The organism is Agromyces sp. Leaf222, from assembly GCF_001421565.1.
Taxonomy (GTDB): domain Bacteria; phylum Actinomycetota; class Actinomycetes; order Actinomycetales; family Microbacteriaceae; genus Agromyces.
The window spans coordinates 405,809-427,753 of sequence record NZ_LMKQ01000002.1 but is presented as its reverse complement, the minus strand read 5'-3'; the positions used below and the strand labels follow the sequence as shown (position 1 = coordinate 427,753).

The 21,945-nt window shown below is 70.9% G+C and carries 16 protein-coding genes; 3 read left to right on the top strand and 13 right to left on the bottom strand.

Annotation, left to right across the window (positions count from 1 at the left end):
• Window positions 1-88 precede the first annotated feature (88 nt).
• Both ASE68_RS16805 and ASE68_RS16800 read right to left on the bottom strand, forming a co-directional pair.
• A complete protein-coding gene (locus ASE68_RS16805) occupies window positions 89-934 on the bottom strand; it encodes a DMT family transporter (RefSeq protein WP_055862311.1) in 846 nt (281 codons plus the stop codon).
• Complete coding sequence (locus ASE68_RS16800; RefSeq protein ID WP_055862308.1) at window positions 931-3,156, bottom strand: alpha-galactosidase; 2,226 nt, start codon at window positions 3,154-3,156, stop codon at window positions 931-933. The genes ASE68_RS16805 and ASE68_RS16800 overlap by 4 nt, the downstream gene beginning before the upstream one ends.
• Window positions 3,157-3,263: 107 nt before the next feature.
• Here ASE68_RS16800 and ASE68_RS16795 point away from each other — a divergent pair, with 107 nt between their 5' ends.
• Window positions 3,264-4,253 carry a LacI family DNA-binding transcriptional regulator gene (locus ASE68_RS16795; RefSeq protein ID WP_235481076.1) on the top strand — a complete coding sequence of 330 codons (990 nt, stop codon included), beginning with the start codon at window positions 3,264-3,266 and terminating at the stop codon, window positions 4,251-4,253.
• A 44-nt stretch (window positions 4,254-4,297) separates the two neighbouring features.
• On the opposite strand, the gene ASE68_RS16790 is transcribed toward ASE68_RS16795, so the two are convergent.
• From ASE68_RS16790 to ASE68_RS16775, 4 genes are all read right to left on the bottom strand, one after another.
• On the bottom strand, window positions 4,298-6,094 hold the full coding sequence (locus tag ASE68_RS16790; RefSeq protein WP_055862305.1) for a beta-galactosidase family protein: 1,797 nt from the start codon (window positions 6,092-6,094) through the stop codon (window positions 4,298-4,300).
• A 74-nt stretch (window positions 6,095-6,168) separates the two neighbouring features.
• Window positions 6,169-7,497, bottom strand: coding sequence for an extracellular solute-binding protein (locus ASE68_RS16785; protein WP_067879268.1), 1,329 nt, complete (start codon window positions 7,495-7,497; stop codon window positions 6,169-6,171).
• A 72-nt stretch (window positions 7,498-7,569) separates the two neighbouring features.
• On the bottom strand, window positions 7,570-8,514 hold the full coding sequence (locus tag ASE68_RS16780; RefSeq protein WP_055862301.1) for a carbohydrate ABC transporter permease: 945 nt from the start codon (window positions 8,512-8,514) through the stop codon (window positions 7,570-7,572).
• Window positions 8,511-9,509 (bottom strand): carbohydrate ABC transporter permease, encoded by a 999-nt coding sequence (locus tag ASE68_RS16775; protein ID WP_082462436.1) that lies wholly within the window; start codon window positions 9,507-9,509, stop codon window positions 8,511-8,513. Before ASE68_RS16775 ends, ASE68_RS16780 begins: the two co-directional genes overlap by 4 nt.
• 291 nt (window positions 9,510-9,800) lie before the next feature.
• Between ASE68_RS16775 and ASE68_RS16770 the strand changes: the two genes are divergently transcribed.
• Window positions 9,801-11,888: a DUF5054 domain-containing protein gene (locus tag ASE68_RS16770; protein ID WP_055862299.1), complete on the top strand. Its 2,088-nt coding sequence runs from the start codon at window positions 9,801-9,803 to the stop codon at window positions 11,886-11,888.
• Window positions 11,885-13,000 (top strand): metallophosphoesterase, encoded by a 1,116-nt coding sequence (locus ASE68_RS16765; RefSeq protein ID WP_055862296.1) that lies wholly within the window; start codon window positions 11,885-11,887, stop codon window positions 12,998-13,000. The genes ASE68_RS16770 and ASE68_RS16765 overlap by 4 nt, the downstream gene beginning before the upstream one ends.
• A 59-nt stretch (window positions 13,001-13,059) precedes the next feature.
• On the opposite strand, the gene ASE68_RS16760 is transcribed toward ASE68_RS16765, so the two are convergent.
• The 7 genes from ASE68_RS16760 to ASE68_RS16730 all read right to left on the bottom strand — a co-directional run bounded on the left by ASE68_RS16760 (window position 13,060) and on the right by ASE68_RS16730 (window position 21,875).
• Window positions 13,060-14,994 carry a glycoside hydrolase family 5 protein gene (locus ASE68_RS16760; RefSeq protein WP_055862294.1) on the bottom strand — a complete coding sequence of 645 codons (1,935 nt, stop codon included), beginning with the start codon at window positions 14,992-14,994 and terminating at the stop codon, window positions 13,060-13,062.
• Window positions 14,995-15,305: 311 nt separating this feature from the next.
• A complete protein-coding gene (locus tag ASE68_RS16755) occupies window positions 15,306-16,154 on the bottom strand; it encodes an ABC transporter permease (RefSeq protein ID WP_055862292.1) in 849 nt (282 codons plus the stop codon).
• A complete protein-coding gene (locus tag ASE68_RS16750) occupies window positions 16,151-17,236 on the bottom strand; it encodes an ATP-binding cassette domain-containing protein (protein WP_082462435.1) in 1,086 nt (361 codons plus the stop codon). The genes ASE68_RS16755 and ASE68_RS16750 overlap by 4 nt, the downstream gene beginning before the upstream one ends.
• 418 nt (window positions 17,237-17,654) lie before the next feature.
• Window positions 17,655-19,712: a DNA helicase RecQ gene (recQ, locus tag ASE68_RS16745; RefSeq protein ID WP_055862291.1), complete on the bottom strand. Its 2,058-nt coding sequence runs from the start codon at window positions 19,710-19,712 to the stop codon at window positions 17,655-17,657.
• Between the two features lie 84 nt (window positions 19,713-19,796).
• Entirely contained in the window at window positions 19,797-20,423 is a 627-nt protein-coding gene (locus tag ASE68_RS16740) for a copper resistance CopC family protein (RefSeq protein ID WP_055862289.1), read from the bottom strand.
• Window positions 20,423-21,103, bottom strand: a complete 681-nt coding sequence (locus tag ASE68_RS16735) for a YcnI family protein (protein WP_055862286.1) — start codon at window positions 21,101-21,103, stop codon at window positions 20,423-20,425. The genes ASE68_RS16740 and ASE68_RS16735 overlap by 1 nt, the downstream gene beginning before the upstream one ends.
• Before the next feature lie 139 nt (window positions 21,104-21,242).
• Entirely contained in the window at window positions 21,243-21,875 is a 633-nt protein-coding gene (locus ASE68_RS16730) for a hypothetical protein (protein WP_055862284.1), read from the bottom strand.
• Window positions 21,876-21,945: the final 70 nt, after the last annotated feature.

Sequence of the window (21,945 nt, the reverse complement as noted above, 5' to 3'; positions counted from 1 at the left end):
GCCGGGCCGAACGGCGACGACCGGCTTCCGGATGATCGTAGCGAGCCGGGGCTCCAGAACGGCGGATGCCGCGGACGAGTCGCCCGCGTCATCCGCCGAGTCGGATGGCGACGATCCCCGAGACCGCGCAGAACGTGGCCGTGAGCCGCCACCTGGTGAACGGCTCGCGGAACACGAAGTAGCCGATCACCCCGGCGGCGAGCACCCCCGTCTCACGCAGGGCGGAGACCACCGCGAGCGGAGCCAGCGACTGGGCCCAGACGACGATCGTGTAGGCGGTGAGCGAGAGGATGCCGCCGAGCACGCCCATCGGCGCATGCCGCCGCATCCCTCGGAGCAGTTCCACCCGGTCGCGCGAGAGGACGAGGCAGACGAGCGGAATCGTGACGCCCTGCATGAGGAACAGCCACGACGCGTATCCGAACGGCTCGCCCGAGAGACGCACGCCGATGCCGTCGAGCACCGAGTAGGCGGTGATCGTGACGCCGACCGCGACCGCCATCAGGGTTCCGGTCGGGCCGGCGCGCCCCTTCGGCGACCACGCCAGCGCGAACAGTGCGATCGCGACGACCGCGACCCCCGCGAGCTGGGCGGGCGCCATCCGCTCGCCGAGGAACATCGTCGCGATCAGCGTGATGCCGAGCACGGCGATGCCCCGGGTCAGCGGGTAGGTCCGGCCGAACTCCGACTTCGCGTACGCCGCCGTCAGCAGCACGAGGTAGAGCGTCTGCACGGCGGCCGAGACGAGCAGGTACGGCCAGACCTCCCGCGGCGGGAACGGCAGGACGAGGCATCCGATCGCGCCGGCCACGAGGTAGACCGACCCGATCAGGGCGGACGACACGAGCCGAGCGGGGATCGCCTTCGCGATGGCGTTCCAGGTCCCGTGCAGCAGCGCGGCGCCGAGCACGGCGAGGAGGACGCCGGCGCTCACGCGGCGGAGCCCCGAGGCGCGGCACCGGCCTCCGCACGCCCGTCGTCGGCACGCACGGCGCGCAGCAGCACCGCCTGCTCCGGACGGAGGGCGGGCATCACGACGCCGACCGAAGCGAGCGTCGCACCGCTCAGCTCGAGCGGGCCGGCCTCCCACCATGGAGCGGGGTCGGCCCCGTGGGGCACCCCGCCGACGAGCACGGGCTCGACGAGGTAGCGCGCCTCCGCGTCGAGGCCGGGCAGGCGGATGCGCCCGGGGCTCGCGACCGAGGCGCGCGCGAGCGACACGAACGCGTAGAGCCCCGCCGAGCCGTCCGCCGCGACGACGCCGTTGAGCGACAGCGAGTCGTCGGGGTGGTCGAGTCGCACGAGCACGCCGCCGTGGAGCAGCTCGCGATGCTCCTTGTGCAGCCGGATCCACGCCTCGAGCTCGTCGAGTTCGGCCGCGCTCGCCTGCCGCAGGTCCCATTCGACGCCGAGGTGGCCGAACAGCGCGGTGATGGCCCGGAACGAGAGCGCGTGGAGCCGGTTCGTCGTGTGCGAGGCGCCGGACGCGATGTGGGCCCCCATGAGCTCGGGCGGGACGAGCTGCGTCGTCCACCGGTTGGTCTGCTGTCGATCGATCGGGTCGTTGTTGTCGGAGACCCAGATGCGCTCGGTGCGCTCGAGGACGCCGAGGTCGACCCGGCCGCCTCCCGACGAGCACGACTCGATCTCGAGGCCGGGGTACCGGGACTTGATCTCGTCGACGAGTCGGTAGAACGCGAGCGTCTGCTCGTGGACCCCGGCACGGCCGAACGGCGCCGTGCCGGCATCCACGAGGTCGCGGTTGTGATCCCACTTGATGTACGCGATGTCGTACTCGGCGAGGATCGCGCACATCGCGTCGCGAACGTGGGCGTACGCCTCGGGGATGCCGAGGTTCAGCACCTGCTGGTTGCGCGACTCCACCGGGAGCCTGCCGCCCGTCGACATGATCCACTCGGGATGCGACCGCGCGAGGTCGGAGTCCGGGTTCACCATCTCGGGTTCGAACCAGAGGCCGAACTGCATGCCGAGGTCGCGCACGCGATCGACGAGCGGATGCAGCCCGTTCGGCCAGACGTCGGCCGACACGGTCCAGTCGCCGAGGCCCGCACGATCGCTGCGACGCGCGCCGAACCATCCGTCGTCGAGCACGAAGCGTTCGATGCCGATCGCCGCCGCCCGCTCGGCGAGGTCGACGAGCGTGTCCTCGTCGTGGTCGAAGTACACCGCCTCCCACACGTTGAGCGTGACCGGCCTCGGTGAGCGCGGATGCTGCGTGCGTGCCCTGAGGTGGCGATGCATGCGTCGCGCCGCATCGTCGAGTCCGGCACCGTAGATGCCGTAGACCCACGGGCTCTCGTAGTGCTCGCCCTGGGCGAGGCGCACCTCGCCGGGCAGCAGGAGCTCGCCGCCGCCGAGCAGTTGCTCGCCGCTCAGCACCCGCTCGACCTGGTGCACGTGATTGCCCGACCACGCGGTGTGGACGCCCCAGACCTCGCCGTGGGCGAAGCCGAAGCCCGGCGTGCCCACCGAGAGGATCGTCGCCGCGTCGAGCCCGGTGCGGCCGCGGCGGGCCTCGCGCCGATGCGCGCCGACCGTCAGCGCGCGACGTTGCGGCGCGCGCTCCCCCGCCCAGCGCCCGGCGAAGTCGAGCACCTCGCTCGCGATGGCCGGCGTCGGCAGGCAGAGCATGAGGTCGTCGAGCTGGTAGGCCTCCGCCCCGAGGTTCTGCAGGTCGGCGCGGGTGCGCACGATGCCGGCCTCGCTGAGTTCCACCGTGAGGGTGAGCGACAGCCGGGCGTCGGCGTCGGCCGCGGTCACGACGAGGGTTCCAGCGCCGTGGTCCACCACGGTTCGAGCGGATGCCCCGGCCAGCGGGACACCGTCGAGCGTCACCTCGGTCACGCACCAGAGCGGCGACCACGCGGCGCCGGCCCTCGACCCGCTGACGCCGGGGCGACCCATCCAGCCGCGGGCGTGCTCGGGGAGGATCGAGATCCGAACGGGCACGTCGACCTCGCTCGCGCCGACCGGAAGCACGCCGGTCTCGAGCAGCGCTCGATACGCCGACGGGTCGAGCGCACCGCTGTCGGCGCCCCAGTGCACGACCGCCGGCAGCCCGTTCTCGCCGAGGTCGAGCACGAGGGCGACACCGCCCGCGCGCATCACCAGACCGAAGTCTTCGATCAGTGTCATGTCAATTCCTCTCGAGGGACCCTCGCGATAGTGTTTACGTCACCATGTCGCCCGAATCGAACACTCCGTCTGGACCCGTGCCGCATTCCAGAGCGCGTGCATCGATCATGGACGTCGCCGCGCACGCCGGCGTCTCCGCGCAGACCGTCTCGCGCGTGGCGAACGGCCAGAACAACGTGCGCCCCACGACCCGCGACAAGGTGCTCGCCTCGATGCAGGCGCTCGGCTACCGCCCGAACAGCGCGGCGCGAAACCTCAAGTCCGGCCGGTTCCGGAGCATCGGCTTCGTCACCTTCAACCTCGCGACGCTCGGCAACGAGCGCACGCTCAACGCGGTCGCCGAGGCATCCGAGGCCGCCGGCTACACGACGACCCTGCTGCCGGTCTTCGACCCGACGCAGCTCGACGTCGCCGGTGCGTTCAGTCGACTCGAGGAGCAGGCCGTCGACGGCATCATCCTCGTGATGTCCGCCGAGGTCGGCCCCCTCGACGACCGGAAGTTCACGGCCGGGCTGCCGCTCGTCATCGTCGATTCCGATGCCAAGCTGCCGTACACGATCGTCGACACCGACCAGGAGCAGGGCGCGAAGCTCGCGATGCAGCACCTGCTCGACCTCGGCCACCGCGACATCGCGCACGTCTCCGGACCCGAGAGCTCGTTCTCGTCGCGGCGTCGTACCGTCACCTACGTGCAGACCATGGCCGACGAGAACCTCCCCGCACGCCCCGTGCTCGTGGGCGACTGGAGTGCCGCGTCCGGCCTCGCACTGGGGCGCGAGCTCCTCGCGAGCGGCCCCCCGCCGACCGCGGTCTTCGCGGGCAACGACCAGATGGCCCTCGGCGTCATGCATGCGATCAAGGAACGCGGATGGAGCGTGCCGGGGGACATCAGCGTGGTCGGGTTCGACGACTCCGAGGAGGCGCTGGTCTACTGGCCCTCGCTCACCACGATCCACCAGAACTTCGACAAGGTCGGCAAGAGTGCCACCTCCCTGCTGCTCTCGCTCATCGACGGCGAGCCCGACACCCGGCAGAAGGTCCTCGTCGAGACGCGACTCGTCGTCCGCGACAGCACCGGACCCGTGCGACGCGACTGACGTCGCCCCGACGAGCGCGGCCCGGTTCGATCGCCCGAGCACGCTCATGCCTCGGTCTGGCCGAGCTCGGGGTGCGCGACGAAGCGGGCGCTCGCCGAGACCGCACCGAGGCTCTCGAAGATCAGGAGCTCGTTCTCGCCCGCGCGCACGACGGGCGCCGGCACGTAGAGCGTGCGCTGCGGGCCGCGGCTCCAGTAGCGTCCGAGGTTCACGCCGTTGACCCACACGACGCCCTTGGTCCAGCCGGTCAGCTCGAGCTGGAGGTCGGCCGACGACTCCACCTCGAAGGTGCCGCTCGCGAACACCGGACCCGAGAGCGGGGCGCCACCCGAGAGCGGGGCGCCGCGCCGCTGCGAGCCGGCGCCGGGCCCGGCCGCGAGCCCGGCCGCGAGCGCGGTGCGCACGGGTGCGAGGTCGTCGAGCAGGATCGGGGCGGCCGACCATTCGGTGAGCGGCACGCCGTCGAGGGTCGCGGGCGCGATGAGCCCCTTCGCCTCGCCGAGGCGGGGCCCGTAGTTCACCCCGCCGAGGTTCTCCACGAGCACGGTGAGCTCTCCGCGCGCGTCCTCCGGCAGCGGGAGCACCCGCTCGTGGAGCTCACGGTCGAGCGTGCCGACGAACGCCCCGTCGACGAACACCTGGGCCCGGTCGCGCACCTCGCCGAAGGCGAGCAGCCCGCCGTGCTCGATCTGCGTCGAGTACCGCATGAATCCCCGGATCGAGCCGAACTCCGCGGCGACCGGCAGACGGTCGAAGGGCTGCGACTCGAAGATCGGCACCGACCACAGCGAGGCGCTGCGGTCGAGGAGCACGTCGAGCTCGGGGGCATCCGCTCGTTCGGCCGGCACCTCGTCGGGCACCGGGGCGTACTTCGAGATGACCTCGCGGAAGCGCCAGAACTTCTCGGTCGGCGTGCCGTCCTCGGCGAGCGGCGCGTCGTAGTCGTACGAGGTCGCGATCGGGCGGTACGTGCCCTTGTCGTTCGCGCCGCCCGTGAAGGCGAAGTTGGTACCGCCGTGGAACATGTAGACGTTGACGGATGCCCCGGCCGCGAGCAGTTCGTCGAGCTGGCGGGCGGCGTCCTCCGCCGAGGTCGTGTGGTGGATCTCGCCCCAGCTGTCGAACCATCCGCACCAGAATTCGGAGCACATCAGCGGACCGGTCGGCTGGTGGCGGCGCAGGGTGGCCAGCCGCTCCCCCACCCGCGAGCCGAACGACCCCGTGCGGTGCAGGCCGTCGAGGCTTCCGTTCTCGAGCATCTCGTCGAACGGCTGGTCGACGGTGGTCAGCGGCACGTCGATGCCGTGCTCGCGGGTCAGCTCGGTGAGCCGGCGGAGGTAGTCCTCGTCGGCGCCGTAGGCACCGTACTCGTTCTCGATCTGCACGAGGATCACGGGGCCGCCGAGCTGGACCTGGCGGGGACGCACGATGGCGTAGACCTCGTCGAGGTACTCCCCGATGGCCGCGAGGTAGGCCTCGTCGTGCGATCGCAGCACGATCGCCTCGTCGGCGACGAGCCACGAGGGAAGGCCGCCGTCATGCCATTCGGCGCAGATGTAGGGGCCGGGCCGCACGATCGCGTGCATGCCCTCGGCGTGCACCAGGTCGAGGAATCGCGCCAGGTCGAGCTGCCCGGCGGTGCGGAACTCGCCGCGGGTCGGGGAGTGCTCGTTCCACGGCACGTACGTCTCGATGGCGTTGAGGCCCATGAGGCGCGCCTTGCGGATGCTCTCGCGCCACTGGTCGGGGTGCACGCGGAAGTAGTGCAGCGCGCCGGAGAGCACGCGGTGGGGCGAGCCGTCGAGGAGGAAGTCGGTGTCACCGATGGTGAAGTTGGGCATGCGCTGGTCCTGTATCGAGAAATGGACCGCGGGGCAGCCGCCGTGACGGCGACTGCCCCGCGGGATGATGCGTCCTACTGATTGACCGTGAAGCCCTGCTCGTCGCCGAACTTGACGAGGGTGTCCTGCCACTCGAGGAGCGCCTCGTTCAGGTCGCCGCCCGAGCCGAGCGCCTTGCCGACGGAGTCGGAGAAGACGTTGTTCGCATAGCCCTGGTACGGCAGGTACTGCCACCCGGGCAGGACCGACTCGGCCGAGGCCGCGCCGACCTGGTTCGCCGGCTGGCCGCCGTACGATTCGTACGGGTGGTCGAGCCACTCGGGGTTCTCGAGGTCGGCGATCGTCGACGGGAAGCCGTTCTCGTTCAACAGCGCACGCCCCTCGCCCTCCGCGAGGTACTTCAGGACACCGGCCGCGGCGGCCTTGTTGGCACTCTGCGCGGTGACGGCAAGGCCGCTGCCGCCGTTCTCGGCCGAAGCCGGCTCGCCGTCCCACGTCGGCATCGGAGCGACCTCGAACCGGCCGGCGGGGCCGTAGTCGTCCATGCCGCTGATCATCCAGGAGCCCATGAGCAGGGTGCCGAGCTTGTCCTGGGTGAGCGCCTTGGTCCATTCGTCCGACCAGGTGGACAGGCCGGAGAGCTCGCCGGCTGCGAGGCGCTCGCCCCAGAAGTCCGCGAACTTCTTCGTGCCCTCGTCCTGCAGGTCGATGGTGACGTTCTCACCGTCGGTCGTGAACGGCTGGCCGCCCGACGCCCAGATCATGCTGGTGAAGAAGCCGGCGTCGCCGCTGTTCGCGATGTACGCTTCGGGGTCGGCAGCGTGGATCGCCGCCGAGGCCGTGGCGAACTCGTCCCACGTGGTGGGGGCCTCGGTGATGCCCGCCTTCTCGTAGAGCCCCGTGTTGTAGATCATGACCATGGGGCCGGAGTCCGACGGCATCGCGACGAGCTTGCCCTCGACGTTGACGGAGTTCCACGTCGACGCGGTGAAGGAGCTCTCGTAGCTGTCGAGGCCGTAGGGCGTCAGGTCGGCGAGGGCACCGCCGAGGGTCAGCTGCGGCACCGTCTGGTACTCGACCGGCACGATGTCGGGAGCGCCCTTGCCCGCCTTGACGGCGTTCTGGAGCTTCGTGACGACGGCGTCGGGGTTCTCGAGCTTGACGACGTCGAACGTGACGTTCGGGTACGCCTCGGAGATGGCGTCGGCCTGCGCCTGGGTGTTGTCGCTCCACGTCCACCAGGTGAGCGTGACGTCCTGCGCCAGCGCGGCGTCGGTGTCGGTCTCGCCGCTGTCGGCGCCCGGTGCTGCGCCGCTGCAGCCCGAGAGCACGCCGACGAGCAGCGCACCGGAGCCGAGGACGGCTCCGAGTCGCATCCATCGGCGGGTGGTGTTTCGTTCCATTGCTGTGGTTCCCTTCGCTTGGTGTTCTGGGGTTTGGGGTGCCGGCGTACCGGCTTCGCCGGGCGGGCCGGACTACTTGACGCTCCCGGCGGTCAGTCCCGACTGCCAGTAGCGCTGCAGGTAGAGGAACGCCGCCGAGATCGGGATGACGGTGAGGAGCGAGCCCGTGATGACGAGGTTCGGGATGGCCTGGCCGCCGATCGCGCTCGACTGCGCCGACCACTGGGCGAGGCCGACCGGTAGCGGGTACCACTGCGCGTCGCTCAGCATGATGAGGGGCAGGAAGTAGTTGTTCCAGGTCGCGACGACGGTGAACATCAGCACCGTGATGAGGGCCGGTGCGAGCTGGCGCAGGGCGATCACGAAGAAGATGCGGATCTCGCCCGCGCCGTCGAGGCGTGCGGCCTCGAGCAGCTCGTCGGGGATCGCTTCACGGGCGTACACCCAGACGAGGTAGAGGCCGAAGGCGCTCACCATCGAGGGGATGATCACCGACCAGGGCGTGTTCGTCAGCCCGAGCCCGCTGAAGAGCAGGAACTGGGGCACCGCGAGCGCCGAGGCCGGAATGGCCATCGCGCCGAGGATGATCGCGAACACCCAGCGCCGGCCCGGGAAGTCGTACTTCGCGAGCCCGTAGCCGGCGAGCGTCGCGAACAACGTGGCACCGCCGGCACCCACGACGACGTAGGCCAAGGTGTTGCCGAGCCAGCGCAGGAAGATGCCGTCCTGGTAGGTGAACGTGTCGACGATGTTCTGGAAGAGGGCGAACTCGCCGCTGAACCAGAACGCGAAGGAGTCGTAGAGCGAGTCCATCGTCTTGGTCGAGCTCACGACGAGCCACCAGAGCGGCACGAGGCAGTAGAGCAGCATGACCGTCATCAGGATGCCGAGGGTGATGGAGGCGCGCTTGTGCCGCGGCGTCGCCCGGTCTCGCCTGCCCGGCCGGCGAGCGATCCTGCCGCTCGCGAGCCGGCTCGGCGCCGGCCTGGACCCGACGCCCGATTCGACCGCGCTCATGCCTTCGTCCCGTTCCGGTCGCCGCCGAGTTGGACGAGGTAGGCGACGATCATGGTGATGACTCCCGAGATGATCGCGATCGCGGCGGCGTAGTTGAACTGCGAGCCGGCGAACGACAGGTTGAAGGCGTAGAGGTTCGGCGTGAAGTAGGTGGTGATCGAGTTCGGGGCGATCGTCTGCAGGATCGACGGCTCGTTGAAGAGCTGGAAGCTGCCGATCACGGAGAAGATCGTCGCGATGACGATCGCGCCGCGGATCGAGGGCAGCTTGATCGAGAAGATCGTGCGGAACGTGCCGGCGCCGTCGATCTCGGCCGCCTCGTAGAGCTCCTGCGGCACGGCCTTCAGCGCGGAGAAGAAGATGAGCATGTTGTAGCCCACGAACTCCCACGTGACGATGTTGCCGATCGACGTCAGGATCAGGTTCTCGGCCAGCGGAGAGGGCAGCTGCATGCCGAAGAACCGGTTCAGGTCGGCGACGAGGCCGAACTGCGAGCCGTACATGTAGCCCCAGATCATCACCGCGACGACACCGGGAACGGCGTAGGGCAGGAAGATCGAGAGCCGGTAGAACGGCACCCAGCGCAGCCGCGCACTGTCGAGTGCGAGTGCGGCGAAGAGCGCGAGTCCGAGCATGATCGGCACCTGCACGAGCAGGAACAACGAGACCCGGAGCATGGCCTCCCAGAACTTCGGGTCGACCAGGGCGATGGCGTAGTTCTCGAGCCCGACGAACGAGTTGCCGCCCATGAGCGTCTCGCGGAAGAGCGAGAGGTAGATCGCGTACACCAGCGGCGCGATGAACACGAGCGTGAAGATGAGCATGAATGGCCCGACGAACCACCATCCCGCCCAGTTGCGACGAGCCCGCCTGCGGCGGGTTCCGACGGTGCGGCCGGTCGTGCCCCCGGATGCTGCGCCGGTCGCGGCGACCGTCGCGTACGTCTCGGTGGAGACCCCGGCGGGGGTCTGGGCATGCGCGTGCGCCACGGTCATCCGCGGCCTGCTTCCGCACCTCGGGTGGGCGATGAGTTCGTCATTCGCGTCCGCACTCCTTCGTGAATGTTTGCGTTGCCATCACCGTATACGCGACAATAATGTTTACGCAAACAGAAGCCGGGAACCCGAAGATCACAATGACGTCACGCTCACCGAGACCCGCATGATTCCGGGGCGCACCCCGGTTCCCGACCCTGAGCCCCGTGGTTCACCGCGAGCTGCACCCGCCGCTCGAAGGCACCACGACCCGAGAAGACCCATCCCCGACACCGCAGTTTGGATGCACGCATGATCACCACCGTCCACGTCGTCTTCAAGACGCACCTCGACCTCGGCTTCACCGACACCGCCGCGAACGTCACCGACCGGTACGTGCACGAATACCTCCCCCGCGCGATCGAGCTCGCCGAGGAGCTCGAGCGCCGCGACGGGCCCGCGCGGTTCGTCTGGACCACGGGCTCCTGGCTGATCCACGAGGCGCTCCGGCTCGGCGACGACGGCGAGCGCACCGCCCTCGAGCGTGCGATCCGGGCCGGTCACGTGACCTGGCACGGCCTGCCGATGACGACGCACACCGAGCTCATGGACGCGGGGCTCGTCGAGCACGCCATCGCGATCGGCCGCAGGCTCGACGCCCGCTTCGGTCACGCCACGAGCGCAGCGAAGATGACGGATGTCCCGGGCCACACGATCGGCCTCGTACCCTTCCTCGCCCGGGGCGGCCTCGACTTCCTGCACCTCGGCGTCAACGGGGCCTCCGCGGTGCCCGACGTGCCGGAGTTCTTCGTCTGGCGCGCCCCCGACGGCAGCGAGGTCGTCGTCAACTACGCCCGGAGCTACGGGGCCACCGAGCTCGGGGTGGCCGTGGTGCCCGGCGGCACGGAGGCACTGCACCTCGCGCACACCGGCGACAACTTCGGCCCGCCCCCCGTCGAGGAGGTCGAGGCGCTGTTCGCCGCGCTCCAGGCCGCACACCCGGGCGCCAGGGTGATCGCCTCGACGCTCGACGCCTTCAGCCGCGAGGCGGTCGCCGCCCGCGCGAGCCTGCCGGTGCTCGAGCAGGAGATCGGCGACACCTGGATCCACGGCGTCGCGAGCGACCCCGTGCAGACGGCGCGGCTCCGCGCACTGCTGCGCCTGCGAACGGCATGGGTCTTCTTCGGCGCGCTCGTGCCCGGCACCGAGGAATGCGACGCGTTCAGCGACGGCCTGCTGCTCGCGGCCGAGCACACCTGGGGGCAGGACCTGAAGACCTACCTTCCCGACTACGTCAACTACGAGAAGGGCGACTTCCAGCGGGCCCGCGCGGCCGACGTCGTCGATCCGACGGCGAACCCGCCCGGGTTCGACGAGTACGCCTGGGCCTACTCGGAGCACCCGAGCCCGCAGGGACTCGGTTTCTCGGCGTTCGAGCGCTCGTGGGCCGAGCAGCGTGCCCACCTCGACCGCGCACTCGCGGCACTCTCCCCCGAACGTCGTGCCGAGGCGGATGCCGCGATCGCCGAGACGGCTCCGACCGGCGACGTCTCACCGTCGACGGCCGCACGCAAGGCGATCGACCTCTGGGGCGAGCACAGCGCGGGCGGCTACCGGGTTCGATTCGGCGACGACGGCTCGCTCGTCTCCCTCGTCGACGCCGACGGCACGGAGTGGGCCGGGCCGGAGCACCCGCTCGCCGCCTACCGGTACGAGACGTTCGACGAGCGCGACGAGGCCCGCTGGCTGCGGGAGTACTGCCGCGACCTGGACGAGAACGCCATGTGGGCCGTGCCCGACCAGGCGAAGCCGGGGCTCGCGATCGCCGGAACCCTGCCCGCGACGACGTTCGCGCCGCGCGCGATCTCGGCGGAACGCATCGCCGACGGCGCCGACACCGTGTTCGCCGTGCGGCTCGCGCTGCCCGCGGCGGCGTGCGAGGCCTGGGGCGGGGCACGGGACATCCGCCTCTCCTATCGGTTCCCGGGCGAGCCCGGGCCGATCGAGGTCACGCTCGATCTCCGCGACAAGGACGCCTCCCGGCTCCCCGAGGCGAGCTGGCTCGGGTTCCGCCCACGGGTCGAGCCCGGCGACTGGCGACTCGCGAAGCTCGGGACGGCGGTCGACCCGCAGTCCGTCGTTCGCAACGGCAACCGCAACCTGCACGCCGTCACCGAGGTGACCCACACGGCCGCGCAGGGCTTCTCGCTGCGCCCCGTCGACGCGGCACTCGTCGCCGTGGGCCGCCGCGCGCTCTACCGCTTCGACAACGCGATCCCCGATCCCGGTGACGGGCTCCATGTGAACCTGCACAACAACGTCTGGGGGACGAACTTCACGATGTGGTTCGACGACGACCTCCGGTTCCGCTTCGTGATCGACCTGGGAGCGACGCGATGACCGGGATCGTGACGAGCCCGCCGGTCGTGATGGCGCCGCGCGCCGACGGCTTCGAGGTCGTCTGGGGCGTTGCGCAGCTCAGCCGCGGCTGGCTCGAATGGGACTCGGCCGGCGGTGCACGCGGCACCGTGACGAGCGACGCGTTCGGCATGGTGCCGCAGGGCGACCGGGTGCTGCGAGTCCGGGCCGAGGGCCTGCCCGCGGGCACCGCAGTGCGCATCCGGGCGATCACCGAGACGGTCGGCCCTTCGGGCGCACGCCACGAGAGCGACTGGAAGTCCGTGCGCACGCTGGACGCGGCATCCGACACCGCACGCTTCGCCGTGTGGAACGACACCCACCAGCGCGACGACACCATGCGGGCCCTCCACGAGGCCACGCCCGAGGTCGACGTGCTCGTCTGGAACGGCGACCTGTGCAACGACTGGAAGGACCCGTCGTGGTTCACCACGACGGTGCTGAATCCCGCCGGCCTCGACGTGAGCGCCGGGCGCCCCCTCGCGATCGTCGTGGGCAACCACGACGTGCGCGGCACCTGGGCCTACCAGCTCGAGGACTTCGTCGCCACGCCCGAGGGGCGGCCGTTCACCGCGTTCCGCATCGGGCCGGTCGCGTGCATCGTCCTCCACACCGGCGAGGACAAGCCCGACGCCCACCCGACCTTCGAGGGGCGCGTCGCGTTCGAGCCACTGCGCGCCGAGCAGGCCGAGTGGCTGCGCGAGATCACGGCCCGACCCGAATTCGCGGATGCCCCGTACCGCGTGGTGTTCTGCCACATCCCGCTGCGGTGGATCGACGAGACCGTCGTCGACTACGACGCCGACGGGTACGACTGGTTCAGCCGCATGAGCCGCGATGCCTGGCACGACGCGCTCGTCGAATGGGGCGCCCAGATCGTCGTCTCGGGGCACACGCACTACCAGACCTGGATGCCGGCGACGGCCGAGTTCCCGTACGCGCAGCTCATCAGCGGCGGGCCCGACGCCGACACCGCCTCCGACGAGGCGGCCGCGTGGATCGACGGCGAGGCGAGCCCCGAGGCGCTCGTGCTCACCATGCGCGACCTCGGCGGCCGTGTGCTGCACGAGGTGCGGCTCCCCCCGCTCACCTGAGCGGGGAACGCGAAGGGGCCGGGTCGCTGCTGCGACCCGGCCCCTCCGTCATCCGCCGATCAGGCCAGCGGCTTGCAGAGCAGCGCGTCGGGCACGCCGCCGTGGTTCCAGCGGTAGGTGTACGCCACGCCGGCGATGTACTCGGTGTCCCTGCACTGGCCCTTGTAGTTGCCTGGGGCCCAGTCGCTCGCGGTCGAGCCGCCGCCGGCCGGGCGGTTGTCACCCTGGTCGAACCAGATCAGGCGGCCCTGGCTGGCGGGCAGCGCGGTGGTGCTCGTCGCGCAGACGAGATTCCACATCGCCGCCTTGGTGCCGCCGCCGGTGCCCAGGCTGTAGCCGACGCCGACCTCGCCGGGGTTGCACTGCAGCTTGTCGTACCCCGAGGCCCAGTCGTTCGTGATGTTCCCCTGCCCGCTCTGCACGCGCGGGTTCGAGGTGGCGATGCCGCCGACGTCCGTGCAGAGCGCGCGGTTGGTGCTCCGCGCGATGCCCTGCAGGCGCTGACTGTCGGGGCAGGTGCCCTTCCACTGGCCAGGCGACCAGTCGCCCGCCTGCAGCATGCGCAGCGACGACTGGCTGTCGACGAAGCTTCCACTGCCGAGCATGTTCCAGCGGGCGACGGGCGCGACCTGGCCGGTCTTGCCCGTCGCGTTGACGAGCTTCTTCCACTGCGGGAAGCGCCAGTCGTCGGCGATGCTCAGCTTCGTGCCGTCGGGCTTGTAGGCGAGGAGGGCGTAGCCGTCGACGAACGTGCCGTCGGCCTTCGCCTGCGCCACGAGCGGCCACGCGGCGAAGTCGCTGTCGTTGGCGATGAGGATGTCGGTGAAGTTCGCCCACCAGGCCTTGTCGAGGGCGCCGGTGTCGCTGGCGTGGCCGATGCCGAACTCGCTGAACCACACGGGGGCGGTGTAGTGCTGATTCGCCGTGTTGACGAACGCCGCGGCCCGGTTCACCTCGGCCGCGAGCTCGCTCGCGGTGAGGTCGCGATAGCGGGCATCATGCGTTTCACCGAGTCCGGTGGCACCCGTGTGCTTCGGCCCGGTGTAGGCGTAGATGTGCGCCGCGTAGACGAGCTTGTCCGGATATGGGAGGGCGTTCGAGAGGTTCGCGACGGGCTTGAGGTGCGGGCGGTCGTGGAACAGGCCGTCGAGCGGGATGCCCTGCCAGTTGATGCCCTCCATGACGACGAGCACCTCGGGGTTCGCCTTCTGGATGGCGACGCCGGCGCGCTGGTACGCCTGGTACAGGTCGTGGTCGTCGCCCCAGCCCCAGTTCGCGTCGTTCAGGATGTCGCGCCGCACCTCGTTGCGCAGGTCCATGCCGACCACGCGAGCGTTGTCCTTGTAGCGGGTCGCGAGCATCACCCAGTCGCTGATCCACTTCTCGGTGGTCTGGCTGCTGTTCCACCGCTCGTTGCCGTCGTTGGTGCCGCAGCACCAGTGCGAGGTGGTGGTGTGGTCGTTGAGGATCACCGCGAATCCGTCGGCGGTGAGCGCGGCGACGACCGCGTCGAACACCTGCAGCGGCGTCTTGCCCTTCAGCTGCGGGTTCGCCGTGACCGCGACATCCGGAACCGGCGCCGTCATGCCGAGCATCTCGTTCGAGAAGGACAGGCGGATGCTGTTGATGCCGACGCCGTGGAAGTCGCTCATGAGGGTGGCCATCGGCACCCGATCCAGCCCCATCGGGATGTCGTAGCTGATGCCGCTGTTGTGGTTGGCGGGATCGTTCTTGTCGCCGCTGCCGCTCCAGTGGCCCTGCGCGCCGTCCCAATTGGCGGACTTCAGCTTGAACCGGTCACCGTCGGCGTCGACGACGTAGCGGCCGACGGTGCTGAGCGGCGCCGTCCACGATGCTGCGAGCTCCGGTCCGGTGAGCACGGGCATCTGGTCCTCTGGTGGTGCGGCGCTCGCGGGACTCGCGGGACTCGCGACCGATATCGCGAGCGCCGCGATCGCGAGTCCGACCGCGATCCGAAGGGTACGGTGATGCATTCTGCGAACCTCTCTGTTCTGCCGTGCGTGGCGTCCTGTTGCGCCCGAGATGCCGCCTCAGGCTCCTGACGTCGTCAGGTTAGGGGCGCCGTTCTCGAAATGTCAACGCAAACATTTCTGCTACGGTAACGTAAACATTTCGAGAATACCGGGCACCCCCGGTCGACGATCGGGGGTGCCCGGACGACGCCCACGCGCACCCAGGGGGATCCCGATCGAGCTCGCACCGGAAGCGCCGAGAGGCCACGGACGTTGACGTCCGTGGCCTCTGCAACCGTCGCGAACCGACCGGTGCCGTCCGCGCCTCGCCCCTACGCGCTGCGCTGGTAGACCCGGAAGGCGCGGGTCGCGAGCCAGGCGAGCACCAGCGTGAACGCCGCGAGGTATCCGAGGTGCGACCACACGCTCGCCCAGTCGGGATCGGCCGAGAGGAGCGCCTCGCGCCCGGCGACGACCGCCCATTCGAACGGGTTGAAGCGCGCGACATCCGCGACCCAGCCGGCCGACAGCGACGTGTCCATGAGCGCCGAACTCAGGAACATGAGCGGGATCGTGATGAGCTGCGAGAGCCCGATCAGGATGTTCTGGTCGCGGGCGAGCAACGCCGCCGCGTTCGAGAGCGCCGAGAACGCGGCGGTGAGCAGCATCGCCGCCGCGAGCAGCACGAGCACGCCGGCGAGTCCGCCGTCGAAGCGCGCACCGAGCAGCCACGCGACGCCCAGCACGATGAGCGTCTGCACGAACGTGAGCACCGCCTGGTAGACGAGCGAGGCGACCATGAGCGCGCCGCGATGCGTCGGCGAGGTGAGCAGGCGATCCATGACGCCGCGGTTCATGTCCTCGATGAACGACGTGCCGGCCCACGCGCTGCCGAACAGGGCCATCATCACGACGATGCCCGGCGTGAGGAACTCGAGGTAGTCGGCGCCGCCCGAGAAGCCCGGGATCTCGACGACCGACTTGAAGAGCTGCCCGAACAGCAGGAGCCAGATGAGCGGCTGCACGAGGTTCATGACGACGAACGCCGGAACCCGCACCGCCGCGCGAAGCTGCCGGAGCGTCAGCACCGCCGTGTGTCGGAGGAATCCCGTGCCCGCGCGCGACGGACGTGACGCCGTGCCGCGCGTGGCGGCGCGTGTCGTGGTGGTCGTGGCGGTCATGCTGCACGCTCCTCTGCGGTCGCGGGGCCGTCGGTCGCGGGGCCGTCGGTCGCGGGGCCGTCGATCGTGGGCGTCGCCTGGTCGGTCGCCGAGCCCTCGCTGTGCGCCGACGAGAAGGAACGCCCGGTGTGGGCGAGGTAGACGTCATCGAGGCTCGGCCTCGCGACGGTCGCCGACGCGACCCGCAGCCGCTCGGCGTCGAGCATGGCGAGCGCGAGCGGCAGCGCCTGCCCGCCCTCGTCGGTGCGCGCCCGCACGGTGCGCCCCTCGCGCACCACGTCGCGGAACACCGGGCTGCGCCCGATGAGCGTCAGGGCGCCATCGACATCGGCGGCGTCGAGCAGTTCGAGCACGATGGCGTCGCCGCGGAGCGCCGCCTTCAGCTCTTCCGGCTCGCCCTCGGTCACGACCCGGCCGTTCGCGACGATCGCGAGACGGCTGGCGAGGCGATCGGCCTCTTCGAGGTAGTGCGTGGTGAGCAGCACCGTGGTGCGTTCGTCGGCAGCCATGCGCTCGATCTCGGCCCACATCTCGGTGCGCGCCTCGGGGTCGAGCCCGGTGGTCGGCTCGTCGAGGAAGAGCACGGCGGGGTGATGCATGAGCCCGATCGCGACGTCGAGCTTTCGGGCCATGCCGCCGGAGTAGGTCTTCACCTGGCGTCGCGCCGCAGCGGCGAGGCCGAAGCGATCGAGCAGGTCACCGGCCCGCGACCTCGCATCGCGGGTGCCCATGCCGTGCAGTTGTCCGGCGAGCACGAGGTTCTCGAGGCCGGTGTCCATGGGGTCGGAGACCTGCTTCTGGGCGACGAAGCCGATCGACCGACGCACGTCGGCCGCCCGGCCGCGAACGTCGAAGCCGGCGACGAACGCGTCACCCGAGTCGGCCGCGCTGAGCGTCGCGAGGATCTTCACGGTGGTCGACTTGCCGGCGCCGTTCGGACCGAGGAGCCCGAACACGGTGCCCTCCTCGACGCCGAAGCTCAGCCCGTCGAGGGCGGTGACGGGCGGCTTGCGCCGGCCCTGCGGATAGCGTTTGACGAGGTTCCTGGCCTCGAGGGCCAGCCCCGGTGTCGCGGTGGGCATGCGGTTTCTCCGATCTCAGTCGAGCCCACCCGGTCGGGCAGGCTCTTCGGAGTCGGTTCAGCGCTGGGCGGTACGCTGGCGGCGCGCACTGGTCTCGCGTTCGGCTTCGCACTGAACGACTCGGTTGCGTGGGCGGCTCGGGTGTTGCAGCACTCGGGCCGCCGTCTTCTGATGTCAGGACGCCTGCCGTCTCGGCATCGCCTGTTGTTCATCTCGATAGGTACTGTATCAGATCAAATACCAGACGAGAAGGAATGATTCGGATGCCGCGGTCCCGCCGGGATCGGGCGCGTCGCGCATCGGGATGCCACCGGCCAGCGCACGACGAGCGGGCTCGGTGCGGATGCCCGCGCACCAGCGCACGACGAGCGGGTGCGGTGCGGATGCCCGCTCGCCGCCCGCCCGGCAGAGCGCAGCGCTAGCGCGCCAGGTGCGCGTCGACGACGGCGACGAGCGCGTCGCCGTAGGCCTCGCGCTTCTTCACGCCGATGCCCGAGATGCCGTCGAGCCCGGCGACCGAACGGGGTCGCTCCGTCGCGACCGCGCGCAGCGTGGCATCGCCGAACACGATGTACGCGGGCACGCCCTGCTCGCGGGCCTCGGCGCCCCGCCAGGCGCGCAGCGCCTCGAACAGTTCGGCATCGTCGGGGCTGAGATCGGCTGCGGCCGACGCGGCCTTCGGGCCCCGCCGCGAGGCGGCGCGTTCGGGCTCGGCTCGGAGCATGACGGTGCGCGTGCCCGAAAGCACCTCGTTGCCCGTGTCGGTGACCGAGAGCGTGCCGTACTCGCCGTGGGTCGCGAGCAGTCCCTGCGCGAGCAGCTGTCGCACGATGCCGCGCCACTGCTGCTCGGACACGTCGGCGCCGATGCCCCACGTGGCGAGCGTGTCGTGGCCGTACTGGCCGACCCGCGGGGTCTGCTTGCCGCGGAGGATGTCGATGAGGTGCCCCGCGCCGTAACGCTGACGCCGTTCACGCTCGAGTCGCACGATCGTCGACATGAACTTCTGCGCGGGCACCGTGCCGTCGAGCGCGACGGGCGGCTCGAGGCAGGTGTCGCAGTTGCCGCATGCCTCGCTCGGCTGGCCGAAGTAGGCGAGGAGGTTCTGCCTGCGGCACTGCACGGTCTCGCACAGGGCGAGCATCGCGTCGAGGTGCGACGCGAGACGGCGCCGATGCGCGAGGTCGCCGGGGCTCTCGTCGATCATGCGGCGCTGCTGCACCACGTCTTGCAGCCCGTAGGCGAGCCACGCCGTGGCGGGCAGGCCGTCGCGGCCGGCACGCCCCGTCTCCTGGTAGTAGCCCTCGACCGACTTCGGCAGGTCGACGTGGGCGACGAAGCGCACGTCGGGCTTGTCGATGCCCATGCCGAACGCGATGGTCGCCACGACGACCACGCCGTCTTCGCGGAGGAACCGTTCTTGCGTGCGGCGGCGCACGCCGGCGTCGAGACCGGCATGGTACGGCAGGGCGTTGACGCCGTTCTGGGCGAGGAAGCCCGCGATCTTCTCGGTGCTCGCGCGCGACAGCGCGTAGACGATGCCCGCGACGGGCGTGCCTTCGGCGTCGACGCCCTCGCTGCGCACGAACTCGAGGAGCTGCTTGCGCACCTCCGACTTGGGCGCGATGCGGTACTGGATGTTCGGGCGGTCGAAGCTCGACACGAAGTGCCTGGCGTCTTCGAGCGAGAGTCGCGTCGTGATCTCGCGGTGCGTGGCCTCGGTCGCGGTCGCCGTGAGGGCGATGCGCGGCACGTCGGGCCAGCGCTCGCTGAGCTCGGACAGCGCGAGGTAGTCGGGCCTGAAGTCGTGACCCCACTGGGCGACGCAGTGCGCCTCGTCGATCGCGAACAGCGCGACCGTGCCCTGCTGCAGGAACCGCTTGACCGGCTCGGAGCTCAGGCGCTCGGGCGCGATGTAGAGCAGGTCGAGCTCACCCGCGAGATACGCCCGCTCGACCTCGGCACGTTCGAAGGACTGCTGGCTGGAGTTCAGGTAGGCGGCGCGCACGCCGTTGCGCTGCAGCGCGTCGACCTGGTCGTGCATGAGCGCGATGAGCGGGGAGACGACGATGCCCGTGCCCTCGCGAAGCAGCGACGGGATCTGGTAGCAGAGGCTCTTGCCGCCGCCCGTGGGCATGAGCACGACCGCGTCGCCGCCGCCGGCGACCTGCGCGATGATCTCGGCCTGCTCGCCGCGGAAGCTGTCGTACCCGAAGACCGTGTGCAACGCCTCGTGTGCGCTGTCGAACCGGGCGGGCGCGGCCCGCACCGACTGCGGGTCGATCGGGGCGAGCCGGGCAGGCGTCGACGCGCGTGTCGACGCGGCAGCCGATCGAGGTGCGCCGCGGAAGCCGTCGTCTTCGGGCGGAACCCAGCCGTCATCGGCGGGCGGCGCCCACTCGTCGGCCGGAGGGGCGAACTCGTCGAGCGGCCAGGGCACGCCGTCGTAGGGGTCAGGTTCGGGGTTCCGGCTCACCCGTCGAGTGTAACGAGCACCCCCGACGGGTGAGCCGATCCATCCTCAGGTCGGCGACGAGGCCATCGGCCGGATCGCCCGGCCTCAGTCCCTGCGTCGCACCACGAGCCAGGTCGCGACGCCGGCGACGACGGCCACGAGCACGCCCGCCCCGAGCCAGAGCAGGTCGGTCGAACCGGATGCCGCGGCATCCGCCCCGTCGTCGGCCGCATCGGACGCGTCGTCCGACCCCGACGAACCAGCGCCGGGCTCGGCCGCGCCGGTCGCGTCGCCGCCGCAGGCGGGGGCGTCGGTTCCGGTGCCGAGCTCGGCGCCCTCGGCGGGCTGCCAGTCGAACGTCCACTCCCCCGAGATCGGGTGGCCGTCGGTCGAGACGACCTGCCAGATCACGGTGTACGTGCCGGCCTCGCCGAGGTCGGCGGCGGCCGAGGCCGTCGCACCGTCGATCACGGCGCACCCGTCGCCGTAGTAGAGCCCGTCGGGCCCCTGCACGAGCAGCGCGGCGCCCGTGCCGAGATCGAGCAGTGCATCGTTCGTCGTCAACGAGACGTTTCCGGGCTGCTCGGTCACGACCTCGCCCTTGGCCGGGGTCGTGGAGACGACGGAGTTGTGCGCCGATGCCGACATCGCCGGCACCGCGACGAGCAGAGCGGATGCCGCGACGAGCAGTGCTGCCCCGAGCGCGCCGCGTGCGCGGCGCCGGGCCGGCATCACGCGTCCTTGCGGGTGCGACGTGCCGCGAGCGCGAGCACGATGCCGACGACGCCGACCGCGAGGCCGCCGATGCCGAGCACCCGGGCGACGGTGTCGCTCGAATCCGCGTCTGCCGCGGCATCCGCCTCGTGCTCGTCGCCCTCGGCCGCCTCGTCGGTCGAGCCGCCGTGGTGGCCGCCCGCGACCGCCTCGGTCACCGTGATGCTCGGCGCGGGGTGCTCGGGCTCTTCCTCGCCCGAGACGACGGGCTGGTTCCAGTTCGTCTCACCGGTCTCGCAGGTCTGCAGCACCGGGAACTCGAGCGTCGTGCCCGCGCCGTCCTCGGGCAGCGGCATCTGCAGGGCGATGGTGTCGCGGTAGCCGTCGACGAGGGGCGTGACCGCCGTGTAGACGACCTGGCTCGTGCGCTCGCCGTCGGCGACCTTCTCGATCGTCCAGTTCGGGTTGACGGTGGGCGTGACCGACTGGATCTCGTCGGGGATGTCGACGGTGAGGGTCGTCGTCGGCGATCCCTCGCAGCCGTGCCCGACCGAGAAGGTCAGCACGCTGTAGCTGCCCGCGGCGGTGTCGCTGGGGGTCACGGTGACGTGGGCGCTCGCGGCGAGGGGCGCGCCGAGCGCGAGCAGGGCGCCTCCGACGAGGGCGGACGTGGTGATGGCGGCGGTACGGAAGGTCATGACAGGGGTTTCCTCTTCGTGGGGTGCGCCGACGCCGATGTTCGGCGCAGCGCGATACAGGTGATTCGGAGCCGTCGACCGAGCAGATGCGGAGGCATCGTGCGACTCGGTTCGGGCGTTGCGGCCGGACGTCGGGACGTCAGGCTGCGGCGAATCCCTGCGGCGGCCCGCGGTGCCGCATCGAGGAGAGGTGGAGCAGGCCGACGAGCGCGCGCGGCGCGGCGAATCGGCCACGGGCGCGAGCCATCGCGGCCTTCGGTGCGCGCACCTCGAGCACGGGCATCGACGGGAGCACCGATGCCACGACGAGCGAGGCCGCACCGAGCGCGGCGCGAAGGGCGGCGTCGCCCCGACGGATCGCGAGCACCGTGACGGCGACGGCGACCACGTGGGTCACGAGCATCGAGAGGTCGTAGGAGAACGGTGAGGCGGATGCCGCGCCGAGCGGCAGCGCGAAGGCGGTGTGGTGGTGCGCACCGGCCGTGTGGGCGGCAGCGGTGCCGGCCGCCGTGTTCGCGCCCGACGCCCCGTGCACCGAGTACAGCGCGTGCAGGGCGAACTGGGTGATCGAGACCGCGATGATCGTGCGCGCGGGCGAGAGGCGTGCGCCGACGACCGCGATGCAGAGCAGCGCCGAGAACGCGAACGAGAGGGCGATCGCCAGGGCTCCGGGTGCCGAGCCGCCGCCGACCGTGTGCGAGAGGGCGGCCACGAAGGTCGCGAAGGCGGCGATCACGCCGCCGCGCGCGACGCGGGCCCACCTCGAGGTCATGCGCACCAGCCTAGACGAGGCCCGGCGCGGGGGCGGGCGCCGAGCGCGTCAGGACGAGCCCGGGCGCGCC

Bases quoted from the DNA above. Each gene is read 5' to 3' on its own strand.
- ASE68_RS16740 (WP_055862289.1), bottom strand. From the start codon at position 20,423: ATGCCGGCCCGGCGCCGCGCACGCGGCGCGCTCGGGGCAGCACTGCTC.
- ASE68_RS16780 (WP_055862301.1), bottom strand. From the start codon at position 8,514: ATGAGCGCGGTCGAATCGGGCGTCGGGTCCAGGCCGGCGCCGAGCCGG.
- ASE68_RS16750 (WP_082462435.1), bottom strand. From the start codon at position 17,236: ATGCCCACCGCGACACCGGGGCTGGCCCTCGAGGCCAGGAACCTCGTC.
- ASE68_RS16795 (WP_235481076.1), top strand. From the start codon at position 3,264: ATGGACGTCGCCGCGCACGCCGGCGTCTCCGCGCAGACCGTCTCGCGC.
- ASE68_RS16770 (WP_055862299.1), top strand. From the start codon at position 9,801: ATGATCACCACCGTCCACGTCGTCTTCAAGACGCACCTCGACCTCGGC.
- ASE68_RS16785 (WP_067879268.1), bottom strand. From the start codon at position 7,497: ATGGAACGAAACACCACCCGCCGATGGATGCGACTCGGAGCCGTCCTC.
- ASE68_RS16790 (WP_055862305.1), bottom strand. From the start codon at position 6,094: ATGCCCAACTTCACCATCGGTGACACCGACTTCCTCCTCGACGGCTCG.
- ASE68_RS16775 (WP_082462436.1), bottom strand. From the start codon at position 9,509: ATGACCGTGGCGCACGCGCATGCCCAGACCCCCGCCGGGGTCTCCACC.
- ASE68_RS16755 (WP_055862292.1), bottom strand. From the start codon at position 16,154: ATGACCGCCACGACCACCACGACACGCGCCGCCACGCGCGGCACGGCG.
- ASE68_RS16765 (WP_055862296.1), top strand. From the start codon at position 11,885: ATGACCGGGATCGTGACGAGCCCGCCGGTCGTGATGGCGCCGCGCGCC.
- ASE68_RS16800 (WP_055862308.1), bottom strand. From the start codon at position 3,156: ATGACACTGATCGAAGACTTCGGTCTGGTGATGCGCGCGGGCGGTGTC.
- ASE68_RS16735 (WP_055862286.1), bottom strand. From the start codon at position 21,103: ATGACCTTCCGTACCGCCGCCATCACCACGTCCGCCCTCGTCGGAGGC.
- ASE68_RS16760 (WP_055862294.1), bottom strand. From the start codon at position 14,994: ATGCATCACCGTACCCTTCGGATCGCGGTCGGACTCGCGATCGCGGCG.
- ASE68_RS16730 (WP_055862284.1), bottom strand. From the start codon at position 21,875: ATGACCTCGAGGTGGGCCCGCGTCGCGCGCGGCGGCGTGATCGCCGCC.